The organism is Streptosporangium sp. G12, assembly GCF_052983175.1.
Genome location: NZ_JBRIQO010000054.1, coordinates 20,878 through 31,945 on the forward strand (window position 1 = coordinate 20,878; position 11,068 = coordinate 31,945).

General features: G+C 69.9%; 10 protein-coding genes and 1 riboswitch. Of the genes, 7 read left to right on the top strand and 3 right to left on the bottom strand.

Annotated features, from left to right (window positions below):
• Positions 1 to 406: 406 nt before the first annotated feature.
• Positions 407 to 1,213 carry an SAM-dependent chlorinase/fluorinase gene (locus ACVCAG_RS44575; protein ID WP_440089692.1) on the bottom strand — a complete coding sequence of 269 codons (807 nt, stop codon included), beginning with the start codon at positions 1,211 to 1,213 and terminating at the stop codon, positions 407 to 409.
• Between the two features lie 117 nt (positions 1,214 to 1,330).
• On the opposite strand from ACVCAG_RS44575, the gene ACVCAG_RS44580 reads away from it, so the two are divergent.
• Together ACVCAG_RS44580 and otsB are read left to right on the top strand one after the other, a co-directional pair.
• Positions 1,331 to 1,633 carry a DUF3263 domain-containing protein gene (locus ACVCAG_RS44580; RefSeq protein ID WP_440089694.1) on the top strand — a complete coding sequence of 101 codons (303 nt, stop codon included), beginning with the start codon at positions 1,331 to 1,333 and terminating at the stop codon, positions 1,631 to 1,633.
• A gap of 82 nt (positions 1,634 to 1,715) precedes the next feature.
• Complete coding sequence (gene otsB / locus ACVCAG_RS44585) at positions 1,716 to 2,495, top strand: trehalose-phosphatase (RefSeq protein ID WP_440089696.1); 780 nt, start codon at positions 1,716 to 1,718, stop codon at positions 2,493 to 2,495.
• Positions 2,496 to 2,603: 108 nt separating this feature from the next.
• Here the strand turns inward: otsB and ACVCAG_RS44590 are convergent, their stop codons facing one another.
• Together ACVCAG_RS44590 and ACVCAG_RS44595 are read right to left on the bottom strand one after the other, a co-directional pair.
• The gene (locus ACVCAG_RS44590) at positions 2,604 to 3,797 is read right to left on the bottom strand and encodes an MFS transporter (protein ID WP_440089698.1); all 1,194 of its coding nucleotides are present in this window, start codon (positions 3,795 to 3,797) and stop codon (positions 2,604 to 2,606) included.
• 83 nt (positions 3,798 to 3,880) lie between these two features.
• Complete coding sequence (locus ACVCAG_RS44595; RefSeq protein ID WP_440089700.1) at positions 3,881 to 5,305, bottom strand: trehalose-6-phosphate synthase; 1,425 nt, start codon at positions 5,303 to 5,305, stop codon at positions 3,881 to 3,883.
• Between the two features lie 230 nt (positions 5,306 to 5,535).
• Between ACVCAG_RS44595 and ACVCAG_RS44600 the strand changes: the two genes are divergently transcribed.
• The 5 genes from ACVCAG_RS44600 to ACVCAG_RS44620 all read left to right on the top strand — a co-directional run bounded on the left by ACVCAG_RS44600 (position 5,536) and on the right by ACVCAG_RS44620 (position 10,438).
• Positions 5,536 to 6,093, top strand: a complete 558-nt coding sequence (locus tag ACVCAG_RS44600; protein ID WP_344744275.1) for an RNA polymerase sigma factor — start codon at positions 5,536 to 5,538, stop codon at positions 6,091 to 6,093.
• 296 nt (positions 6,094 to 6,389) lie between these two features.
• The gene (locus ACVCAG_RS44605) at positions 6,390 to 7,922 is read left to right on the top strand and encodes an alpha-lytic protease prodomain-containing protein (RefSeq protein WP_440089701.1); all 1,533 of its coding nucleotides are present in this window, start codon (positions 6,390 to 6,392) and stop codon (positions 7,920 to 7,922) included.
• Between the two features lie 218 nt (positions 7,923 to 8,140).
• Positions 8,141 to 8,283, top strand: a riboswitch (SAM riboswitch).
• Positions 8,284 to 8,297: 14 nt separating this feature from the next.
• The gene (gene thrC / locus ACVCAG_RS44610) at positions 8,298 to 9,593 is read left to right on the top strand and encodes a threonine synthase (RefSeq protein ID WP_447191590.1); all 1,296 of its coding nucleotides are present in this window, start codon (positions 8,298 to 8,300) and stop codon (positions 9,591 to 9,593) included.
• A 22-nt stretch (positions 9,594 to 9,615) separates the two neighbouring features.
• Entirely contained in the window at positions 9,616 to 9,891 is a 276-nt protein-coding gene (locus ACVCAG_RS44615) for a MoaD/ThiS family protein (protein ID WP_350977546.1), read from the top strand.
• Positions 9,892 to 10,237: 346 nt separating this feature from the next.
• The gene (locus ACVCAG_RS44620; RefSeq protein ID WP_012895270.1) at positions 10,238 to 10,438 is read left to right on the top strand and encodes a cold-shock protein; all 201 of its coding nucleotides are present in this window, start codon (positions 10,238 to 10,240) and stop codon (positions 10,436 to 10,438) included.
• The last annotated feature ends 630 nt before the right edge of the window (positions 10,439 to 11,068 follow it).

Sequence of the window (11,068 nt, forward strand, 5' to 3'; positions counted from 1 at the left end):
CGACATGCTTTCTGGAGGGTCAAGAATGGTCAGCTTGTGGCAATGATCGCGGGGTTATATCCGAACGAAACTCGGCCGATCGCCGATCCGATCCGGGCGCGTTCGGCCTTTCACGTCTCGCCGAATTCCTTAATCGCCAGGTCAGCTCGTATATCCGGTCGAGGGCGGCTTCCCGGCGGGCGGCAGGGCGGGAAGGGCCTGCCCCAGGGGGGAGCCGTCGCCGCGAAGGCATGCCGGCGGCCACGGAGAGGGCGGCGCGGTCACATTTTCCATGGGGGATCGGGAAACGTCACCTGAATTCCGGCATGCGTGATTCCGGTGGAAAAAGCTACCGACGAAAAAGGTGCTTCACTAAACGGGATGATGCATGGCGTGATTTCCTCTTAAATCACATTTGTTGTGCATGTCAGGGAGAGGGGGAGAGCCGAACGTGGGCGCCGGGCGGCAGGCCCAGCCGCTGGGAGGCGTCGCCGGAGTTGACCGCCAGCGCGATCAGCCCGGCCGAGTCGATGAAGGCCACGACCTCCCCGGGCGGGACCGCGGCGAAGGTCTCCCTGAACGGCACCGAGAGCCGTCGCCTGCCCAGCCAGACCACCAGGGTGTCTCCCGGCGCGACGTCCAGCGTCATCAGATCGCCGGAGCCGATCGACAGCTGGGCGTTGCCGTGCCGGTCGACCGACAGCACCTCCCCCTCGACGTAGTCCTCCCGCAGCACGGAGGTGGGCGCGGGCAGCGAGACGAGCCGCTCCAGCGGGATCTCCGGTCCCAGCTCGGACGGATGGCACCCGATCGCCAGGTGCGCCGCCACCGGGGCGAAGAGATCGCGGCCGTGGAAGGTCGGCGAGACCGGTTCCAGGAAGAGCTCCTTGTTGGAGAGCTCGTAGGCGGCTCGCGCGCCCCCGCTGGCGTGGATCGCCCACGACAGCAGCCCGTTGTCCGGGCCCAGGAACATGTGGTCGCCGGCCTGGACGGCCACGGCCCGGCGCGAGCCGCCGCCGCCGGGATCCACCACGGCGACGTGCACGCCCGAAGGAAGGTAGGCGATCGTCTGGGCCAGGATCGCCGCACCGCGCCGTACGTCCCCCGAGGGGACCAGATGGCACACGTCAATGATTCGCGACTCCGGAGAGATTCCGACGATCACGCCGTGACATGCGGCGATGTAGCCGTCTTCCAGTCCGTAGTCGGTGAGAAGGCTGATGACAGAGGTCACATCTGGTGACTGTACGTCTCCACATCCGTCATGAACAGCGCGAAATTCCGGACTATCCTGACTTCGGGCCGCGCGTGCGCGGTGTGGTCGCCGCGTGCCCCGAGGTAGGAGGAAGCAATGGACACCGCGTCGAGCTCCGGTGACAGCGCTGCTCCGGAGCCCGCGCCGAGGGCTCTCACCGACAGGGAGCGCGAGCTGCTCGCCTTCGAGCGCCAGTGGTGGCGCTACGCGGGCGCCAAGGAACAGGCGGTCCGCGAGGCCTTCGACATCTCCGCGACGCGCTACTACCAGTTGCTCAGCGAGCTCATCGACCTGCCGGCGGCGCTCGCCCACGACCCGATGCTGGTCAAGCGCCTGCGCCGGCTCCGGGAGACCCGGCGCCGCGATCGTGCCGCCCGGAAAATGGGCTTACGCCCCTGATGTTCGGGTACGACCGGTCGGACGGCGATCGCGAGAGCGGAGCCGGTATGACGGCGAACACACTCGACAGGCTGAGGCGGGCATGACGACGAATACGTCCGACGGGCTGAAGGCGATCGTCGCCGACCCGGCGGGAGCGGTGATCGGGCTCGACTTCGACGGCACGCTGTCCCCGATCGTCCCGGACCCCGCGGCGGCCAGGATCCACCCCGGCGGGGCCGAGGTGCTGGCCAGGCTCGGCCGCCTGGTCGGCGCCGTGGTGATCGTGACCGGCCGTCCGGCCGCCACGGCCGTCGAGTACGGCTCCCTGGCCGGTGTGCCGGGGCTGGTCGTGCTCGGGCACTACGGCCTCGAACGCTGGGAGGCGGGGGCGCTCGCCGCGCCGCCCGTCCACCCGGGCCTCGACCTCGCCCGCACCGGGCTCGTCCCGCTGGTGGCGGGGATCGAGGGGATCAGGATCGAGGACAAGGAGCGGTCGGTGGCCGTGCACACCCGGCAGGCCGCCGACCCGTGGGCGGCGCTCGACGCGCTGCGCGAGCCGGTCGCCGCGCTGGCCGCCGGTGCGGGGCTGGCGGTGGAGCCGGGCAAGTTCGTGCTGGAGCTGCGCCCGCCGGGGATGGACAAGGGGGTGGCGCTGAGCGCCTTCCTGGGCGAGCGGGCCGCCAGGTCGGTGCTGTTCGCCGGGGACGACCTGGGCGACCTCGCGGCGTTCGCGGCCGTGCGGGCCTCCGGGCTGCCGGGCGTGACGGTGTTCAGCGGGTCGCCCGAGATCGAGGTGGAGGCCGACATCGTGGTGGACGGGCCGCCGGGGGTCCTGGAGCTCCTCACCTCGATCGCCGACGCCGTCGAGAGGGAGGCGTAGGGCGAAGCCCGCCCGGGTGAGCCGTCCGCCCGGAGGGGTCCGCGGACGCTCGTGCGCCCACGTGCGCCCAGGTGGAGCTACGCGCCGGGAGTCCCCGCCCGCGTCCGCTCAGGCGGGCTCGCCGGCGCCCGCCCGGAGACGTCCGCCCGCGGTGATCAGCAGCCCTCCGACGGCGAGCCCGATCAGGGCGGGGACCATCAGGAACGCCTGCTGGGTGCCGAACCCGTCGGCCAGCGCGCCCAGCAGGAACGGCCCGATCCCCACCGCCAGCCCGGCGAAGATCGAGGCCATCGCCGACGCCCGGTCCCGCCGCCCGCCGGAGGCGGCCAGCACCCGGGACAGCGCCATCGGGAAGTGCAGCGCGATCCCCAGTCCCGACACGGCCAGGCCCGCGTAGGAGAACACCGGGTTCGTGCTCAGCCAGAAGATCGCCCACCCGGCGGCCGCGACCAGGAGGGCGCCGAGGAACAGCACGGTCGGGGGCACCCGCAGGGCCAGCCAGGCCCCGGCCAGCCGCCCGGCCGCCATCCCGGCGGTGAACGCCGCGACCGCGGTCGCGGACACCGCCGCGGGCAGCCCGGTCTGGTCGGAGAACAGCTTGGCCGCCCACAGGTTGAAGGAGAACTCCGTCGCGACGCAGCAGAACAGCACGGCGGCGGCGAGGTAGAACCGCCAGCCGAAGCGGGCACGCCCCTCCGCGGCGGCGCCGCCGGTGGTGTCGCCGGGCTCGGGAAGCCGTACGCGCCCCATGACCAGCGCGAGCAGCGCGGCCAGCGCGGGGGTCACCAGCAGCGCGGCCCGCCAGCCGAGGGCGCTCTGCGCGGCGGCGCTGACCACGAACGGGACCCCGATGCCGACGATCACGCAGACGGCGTTGGCCTCGCTGATCGCCGCCGGGCCCGCGGGGCCGTGCCGGTCGTCGAGCGCGGCCATGCCCGAGTACAGGGTGATCGAGGACATCCCGCTGGCGACGCCGTACCCGAGGAGAGTGACCGGCAGCGCGGTGGGCGCCGCCGCGACCATGAGCGTGCCGGCGCTCATCCCGGCCATCCCGGTCCAGATGACGGCCCGGCGGCCGATCCTCCCGGTCAGCCAGGGCAGGGCGAGGCCGGTGATGATGCCGCCGACGGCCATCGCCGTCCCGTGCAGCCCGGCGACCGCCTGGGACACGCCCTGGTCGAGGCGGAGCAGCGGGAGCGCGGCGCTGAGGCCGTACAGGTAGGTGGCGAAGACACCGAGCTGGAGGTAGATCAGCCAGGTCGCGCGGTCGCGGATCAGCCGGACGGGCGCGATCGCGGTCAACTCGGTCTCCTGTACGCCAGAAAAGTGAAATAGCCACAAAAACTATCTCATACAGGTCTAAAACCGCTTAATGATCTGGGTCGTCACCCGAGGGCGTCGAGCTGCTCGGCGAACCACCGGTGCGGGGGGAGCGCGGTCGCCGCGGCGGCCAGCAGGACCCCCCTCCTGGCGCGCTCGTCCGAGGGCATCGTCAGGCCCTCGTGCAGCGCGGCGGCCGTGGCCGAGACGTCGTAGGGGTTCACCGTCAGCGCGTGCTCGCCCAGCTCGACGGCGGCGCCGGCCTCCCGCGACAGCACCAGCGCGCTGTGCGGCGACAGGATCGGCCCCTCCTTGGCGACCAGGTTCATGCCGTCGCGGATCGGGTTGACCAGCAGCACGTCGGCCAGCCGGTAGGCGGCCAGCGAGCGCGGGTAGTCGTCGTCGACGTTGAGGATCAGCGGGTCCCAGTCCTCGGTGGCGTACTCGTCCTCGATCTCCTCGGCGCAGCGCTGCACCGCCGCGGTGTACTCGCGGTACTCGGGCAGGTCGTGCCGGGACGGGTAGGCGAAGGCGAGATGGGTGACCCGGCCGTGCCACTCCGGGTGGGCAGCGAGGAACTGCTTGTAGGCGACCAGTCCCCGCACGATGTTCTTCGACAGCTCCGTCCTGTCGATCCGCACGATGAGCCTGCGGTCGCCCACCTGGGCGCGGAGCGCGGCCATGTGCGACTCCACGTCGGGCTCGGACGCCCGCGTCCAGAGCGCCTTGCCGTCCACGCCCAGGCTGTGGGTGCCGATCCTGGTCGTCCTGCCCGCGTGCGTGACCGTACGCTCCCCGCGGTCGACCCGCGCGCCGAGCACCGTCTCACAACAGTCCATGAACGCCCCGCCCCAGCGAGCGGTGAGGAAGCCCGCGTGGTCGGCGCCCAGGATGCCCTCTAGGAGCTCGGTCGCGACGTCGTCGGGGAGCAGGTTGAAGTATTCGGGCGGCGCCCACGGCGTGTGCGAGAAGTGCGCCACCCGCAGGTCGGGGCGCTCCCCCCTGAGCATGGCCGGGACCAGGCTCAGGTGGTAGTCCTGCACCATCACCCGCGCCCCGTGCGGGGCCTCCTCGGCCAGCGCCATCGCGAACGCCTCGTTGTAGGACTGGTACGACTCCCACTCACGGCGGAACCTGGCGTCGAAGTAGGGCCTGTTGGGGATGTCGTACAGGAGGTGGTGGACGAACCAGAGGGTGGAGTTGGCGACCGCGTTGTACGCGCGGTGGAAGGTCGCCGGGGGGATGTCGAGCATCCGCAGCGCCCCGGTGTCGTAGCCCGCCTGGTCGAGCCGGCCGCCGGGGGCCAGCCGCACGGCGCCGCGGTCGCCGTCGGACAGCGCCGCGCAGACCCACAGGACGTTGAGGTCTTTCGCGACCTCCGACAGGCCGGAGACCAGGCCGCCACCTCCCCTGCGCATGGACAGCGAGCCGTCCTCGGAGAGGGTGAAGGAGACGGGGCCGCGGTTGGAGGCCACCAGGATCGCGCTCATCGATTCTCCTTGAGCGTGGAGACCCCAAGGTTAACCGGCACCTGGTCGGGATGTCCTCGCTCTTCAGGTCATGGAAGGAACGGCGTCCATCGAATTGTGTCAGCTCTTGTCAGCAGGTGGAGTGATGAGCCCCGCTCTATCACCCTTTTTGTGGCGATGAGGGAGGGTCACCATCCGCGACCCCCGACCGTAGGATGTCCAGCGACCGTGACCGCTGATGGGGGCCCGTGATGGCGCTGGACGAGACGACCGAGGACCTGGCCCGATCGGCCGCCCAGGGCGACCACCGCGCTCTCGGCGAGCTGCTGAAGCGGATCGAGCCCGCCGTGCTCAGGCACTGCGGCCGGATCCTCCCCTTCCGGCAGGACGCGGAGGAGGCCTGCCAGGACACCCTGCTCGCGGTGGCGCGCAACATCGGCCGCTTCGAGGGGCGCGCACGGTTCAGCACCTGGCTGCACATCGTGACCGCCAACTGCGCCAGGACCACCTACCGCTCGCTGAAGCGCCGCGCGGCCGAGCAGAGCTCCGACGAGCTGCCGCTGCAGAAGCCGGACGTCGCCCGGGTGAGCGTGATCGCCGGGTCCCGGCTGGACCTGCTCGACGCGATGGAGGCGCTGGAGGCCGAGAAGCCGGAGCTGGCCCAGGCGCTGGTGCTGCGCGACATCTGCCAGCTCGACTACAACGAGGTGGCCGAGCAGCTCCGCATCCCGCTGGGCACCGCCAAGTCGCGCATCCACCAGGCGCGCAAGTACGTCCAGGGCGCCCTGGGCGACGCCTACGGCTTCTGACCGCCGCCCGGTCCGCGAAAGGTGCCCAGCCGGTCAGGCTCCGACCGGCTGGGAGCGGTACCGGGCTGGGGCTTTCGACCGGCTGGAACGGCACCCGGTGAAGATACGGCAGGTGCGGACGGCGCCCGGTTCGGGGCGAGCCGCCGACGGAAACCGTTCGAGCGCACCTTCCGTGTGGCGTGCGGCTCCGGCGGCCTCACCTGATTTAAGGTGGCGTTGCCCGCATCATGTGATCAACCGGTGACATGTGGTGATCTCCCCTCGCGCTTCACAGGCAAAGGTCGAGGAGAGCCCACATGTTCCGTAGACACGTTGTCATCGCATCATGCGCCCTGACGGCCAGCGCACTTGCCCTGGCAGCCGTACCGGCCGGCGCCGAACGCCACGCGACGGGCGCCCCGGCCACGCCCGCCGCCGCGTCGGCCATGTCGGCCATGTCGGCCGCGCTGAAACCGCCACCGGGCATGCTGGCGGCGCTCGGGCGCGACCTGGGCCTGACCCCGGCGCAGGCCCAGGCCCGGCTGCTCAACGAGGTCCGGCTGACCCCGATCGCGACACAGCTGAGCAGAAGGCTCGGTTCCCGTTTCGGCGGCACCTGGCTCAGGGGAAGCACCGCGCACACCCTGGTGGCGGCCACCACCAGTGCCGCCGACATCCCCACGATCCTCGACTCGGGAGTCCAGGCCGAGATCGTCACCAGGTCACTGGCGGAGCTCACCATGATCAAGCGTGAGCTCGACGAGACCCTGCCGCCGCAGCCGCTCGTGTCGAGCGCGCGCTACGTCGACGTGAAGAGGAACAAGGTGGTCGTCCTGTCCACGCAACCCCAGGCGGCCGAGAACGTCATCGAGAGCGCCGAGGTGAACAAAGCGGCGGTAGTGGTGCTGCCCTCCACCGAGGTTCCCCAGCCGCTGTACGACCTGGTGGGCGGCGACGCCTACTACATCGGCGGCACCAGCCGCTGCTCGATCGGCTTCTCCGTGCTCAAGGACACCCGGCAGGGTTTCGTCACCGCGGGTCACTGCGGCAGGACCGGCGCCGCCACCACCGGCTTCAACCGCATCGCCCAGGGCACCTTCGAGGGATCGGTCTTCCCCGGCAGCGACTACGCCTGGGTCTCGGTCAACGACAACTGGACGGCCACCCCGACGGTGGACAACGGCCAGGGCGGCACCGCGCCCGTCGCCGGCGCCCAGGTCGCCGTCGAGGGAGCCTCGGTCTGCCGGTCCGGCTCCACCACCGACTGGCACTGCGGCCTCATCCAGCAGCGCGACGCCAGTATCACCTACCCCCAGGGCAACGTCTTCGGGCTGACCCGCACCACCGTCTGCGCCGAATCCGGGGACTCCGGCGGCTCGTTCATCTCCGTCGACCAGGCCCAGGGCGTCACCTCCGGCGGCTCCGGCGACTGCAACCAGGGCGGCACCACCTACTTCCAGCCGATCGCCCCGATCCTCACCGCCTACGGCCTGGCCCTGAGGACCACCGCGGGCAATCCGCCGCCGCCGGTCACGGGCACCTGCAACGGCTTCCCCAACACCCACAACGGCACCCTGGCCGCCGGTGGGGCCGCCTACCAGCCGAAGGGTCTCCACTACAGGCCGACCGCCGGGGGCCTCCACTTCGCCTGCCTGGACGGCCCCGACGGCACCGACTTCGACCTGTACCTGCAGAAGTGGAACAGGGCGGGCTGGTCGGTCGTCGCGACCTCCAGCAGCGCGGGTCCCGACGAGAGAATCTCCTACAACGGCACGCCCGGCTACTACCGCTACCGGGTGGTCTCCGTGGCAGGCTCCGGCTCCTACACCCTGGGGATCCGAGTGCCGTGACCGCTCCGGCGGGTCGCCTCCGGCGGCGACGACCGGGAAGGGGGCGGGACCCCGCCTGCCGTCCGGGGCGCGTGCCGGGTGCCCCGCGACCGGCGGCCAAGGTTCGATCGTCCGGTGGATAACACGCCATGTCTCGCACAGTGAGACAAGGAGTCAGGAGGGCGGCGGGTCGGGGTAGAGTGCTGAGGACCTGCGCGTCAGGTTTCCAACTGAATATTTGCTCATCCAGAGGGGTGGAGGGACCGGCCCTGCGAAGCCCCGGCAACCATCCCGGTTCAAGACTCGTGATCTGAACGAGGTCGGCCGGGACAGGTGCCAATTCCGGTCTGTGACCAGGGTGGTCCGCAGACGAAGATGAGGGAAAGGCCTCGCTTCATGGCGCTCGCAACCACTGAGAACAACACCACCTCCTCCTCCGGTCGTGCCGGCGACGCGCGAGACCGGCGCTTCGGCCCCGCCGTCGCCCTGTCCTGCCGGGAGTGCGGTGCCCGCTACGACCTCGGCCCCAGCTTCGCCTGTAACGAGTGTTTCGGGCCCCTTGAGATCGCGTACGACTTCGGGCGTGTGACCCGGGAGCGGATCGCCGAGGGGCCGACCAACATCTGGCGCTACCGCTCGCTGCTGCCCGTCCCCGACGACGTGGCCGCCAAGCCCAACATGGCGCCCGGCTGGACCAAGCTCGTCAACGCCGGCAACCTCGCCCGCGAGCTGGGCATCCGCTCCCTGCACGTGAAGGACGACTCCGGCAACCCCACGCACTCCTTCAAGGACCGCGTGGTGGCCATCGCCGTCGAGGCCGCCCGCAACTTCGGTTTCCACACTCTTTCCTGCTCCTCCACCGGCAACCTGGCCGGCGCCGTGACCGCCGCCGCCGCGCGGGCCGGGCTGGACGCCTGCGTGTTCATCCCCTCCGACCTGGAGCAGGCCAAGATCGTCATGGCCTCCGTGTACGGCGGCAGGCTCATCGGCATCGAGGGCACGTACGACGACGTGAACCGCTTCTGCTCCGAGCTCATCGGCGACGAGCTGGGCGACCAGTGGGGCTTCGTCAACGTCAACCTCCGGCCGTACTACGCGGAGGGGTCCAAGACCCTGGCCTACGAGATCGCCGAGCAGCTCGGCTGGCGCATCCCCGACCAGATCGTCATCCCGGTCGCGTCGGGCTCGCAGCTCACGAAGATCGACAAGGGCTTCAAGGAGCTGGTCGCGCTCGGCCTGGTCGAGGACAGGCCGTACAAGATCTTCGCGGCCCAGGCCGAGGGGTGCTCCCCGGTCTCCGCCGCCTACAAGGCGGGCCACGACGTGATCCGCCCGGTCAAGCCGGACACGATCGCCAAGTCGCTGGCGATCGGCAACCCGGCCGACGGCCCGTACGTCCTGGACATCGCCCGCCGCACCGGCGGTGCGGTCGAGGACGTCACCGACGCCGAGATCGTCGACGCGATCCGGCTGCTGGCCAGGACCGAGGGCATCTTCGCCGAGACCGCCGGGGGCGTCGTCGTCGGGGTGCTGCGCAAGCTGGTCGCCTCGGGCACCCTCGACCCCGACGCCGAGACCGTGGTGCTCAACACCGGAGACGGCCTCAAGACCCTCGACGCGGTGGCCGCGGAGGCGCGCCCGACCGCGGTGATTCGGCCTTCTCTTGACGCATTCCGTGCGGCTATCGCCTAGAAATCGTGAAAGGTACTGAATTATGAGCGTTTCTGTGCGGATTCCGACGATTCTCCGGACTTACACCGATGGTGCCGCCGAGGTGAACGGAGAGGGTGAGACCCTGCGCGATGTTCTTCAGAAGCTCGACGCGGACTTCCCGGGGATCGGCGCCCGGATTCTTGATGAATCGGGAAAGATCCGACGTTTTGTCAACGTCTATGTAGGGGATGAGGACGTCCGTTTTGTCGACAACCTCGACACGGCCACGCCCTCCGGCGTCCAGGTCTCCATCATCCCGGCGGTGGCCGGAGGTTGATTCTCCCGCCCTGACGCGGCGCTGACCGCCCCGCGCCACCCTCGGGGCACCCGCGACTCCACGGCACCCGCCCGGCTCCGGCCGGGCGGGTGCCGTATTTTATGATGCAAGCTCATATTCGTGGACTAGATGGATGATGTAACCCTTAACTAACTAATAGTGATAGTGAAACTCTGTTCTCGTACTAAAAGCTCTCGTAAAGCGGTAGTTTGGTGCTTGACTCTGTTGCCCTACCGCTTCCCACAGGTATGGTCGGAACGATCGACGTGGCGAAGTCCGTCCCGGCGATTGAGGACTTCGCGAGAGGAATGGGCGTCGTCCTTAAGACCAGTAAGAGGAGTCGCAAGTGGCGCAGGGCACCGTCAAATGGTTCAACGCGGACAAGGGCTACGGCTTCATCGCGGTAGACGGTGGTAAGGATGTGTTCGTCCATTACTCCGCGATCATGATGGACGGCTACCGGGCCCTCGAGCAGGGCCAGCGGGTCGAGTTCGAGATCACCCAGGGTCAGAAAGGTCCCCAGGCGGAGTCCGTCCGGGCGGTCTGACGTAGCCGTTTCGTGAATTCGCAGGGAAGAGCCGGTGGATCCCGCGGTATCGCAGTCCGCTGGATCCTCACCGCCCAGGCCCGGCTCGCCCCCCTTCAGGCGAGCCGGGCCTTCGCGTCGTACGGGACACGTGGCCGCACGCGGCCGCGCGGGGGTACGGGTCGAGAGGCGGGGTGGTGGTGCGCGGTCGCGCGGAGACGCCCGGAGGCGCACGCGGGCGCGCGAAGCCCGCGGGGGCGCGGAACGCGCGGCGGGCCGATGATGACGCGCGGCCCACATCGACGTGACGCGAGATCTACGTCCACATGACACGGAGCTGACGTCTCCGTCTCGGGCGGCGCAGGTCAACGGATCGTGGCTTGCACTCGGCAGGGTAGAGTGCTAAATAGATTGTTGGCACTCACGCATAGAGAGTGCCAATCCTGGATCGAGGCGATGGGGCCCGCCGAACGGAGTCGTGGGCCCACATGCCGTCGCGGGCGTCGACTCGATCCGGTGTAAGCCACCCTTTCTCTGGGAGGTTAGCCGTATGGCAGCCAAGATGATCGCGTTTAACGAGGACGCCCGGCGCGGTCTCGAGCGCGGCATGAACCAGCTCGCGGACGCCGTCAAGGTGACCCTCGGCCCCAA

Coding starts and splice junctions, on each gene's coding strand:
- ACVCAG_RS44580 (WP_440089694.1), top strand. CDS start 1,331: ATGGACACCGCGTCGAGCTCCGGTGACAGCGCTGCTCCGGAGCCCGCG.
- otsB (WP_440089696.1), top strand. CDS start 1,716: ATGACGACGAATACGTCCGACGGGCTGAAGGCGATCGTCGCCGACCCG.
- ACVCAG_RS44595 (WP_440089700.1), bottom strand. CDS start 5,305: ATGAGCGCGATCCTGGTGGCCTCCAACCGCGGCCCCGTCTCCTTCACC.
- ACVCAG_RS44600 (WP_344744275.1), top strand. CDS start 5,536: ATGGCGCTGGACGAGACGACCGAGGACCTGGCCCGATCGGCCGCCCAG.
- ACVCAG_RS44605 (WP_440089701.1), top strand. CDS start 6,390: ATGTTCCGTAGACACGTTGTCATCGCATCATGCGCCCTGACGGCCAGC.
- thrC (WP_447191590.1), top strand. CDS start 8,298: ATGGCGCTCGCAACCACTGAGAACAACACCACCTCCTCCTCCGGTCGT.
- ACVCAG_RS44615 (WP_350977546.1), top strand. CDS start 9,616: ATGAGCGTTTCTGTGCGGATTCCGACGATTCTCCGGACTTACACCGAT.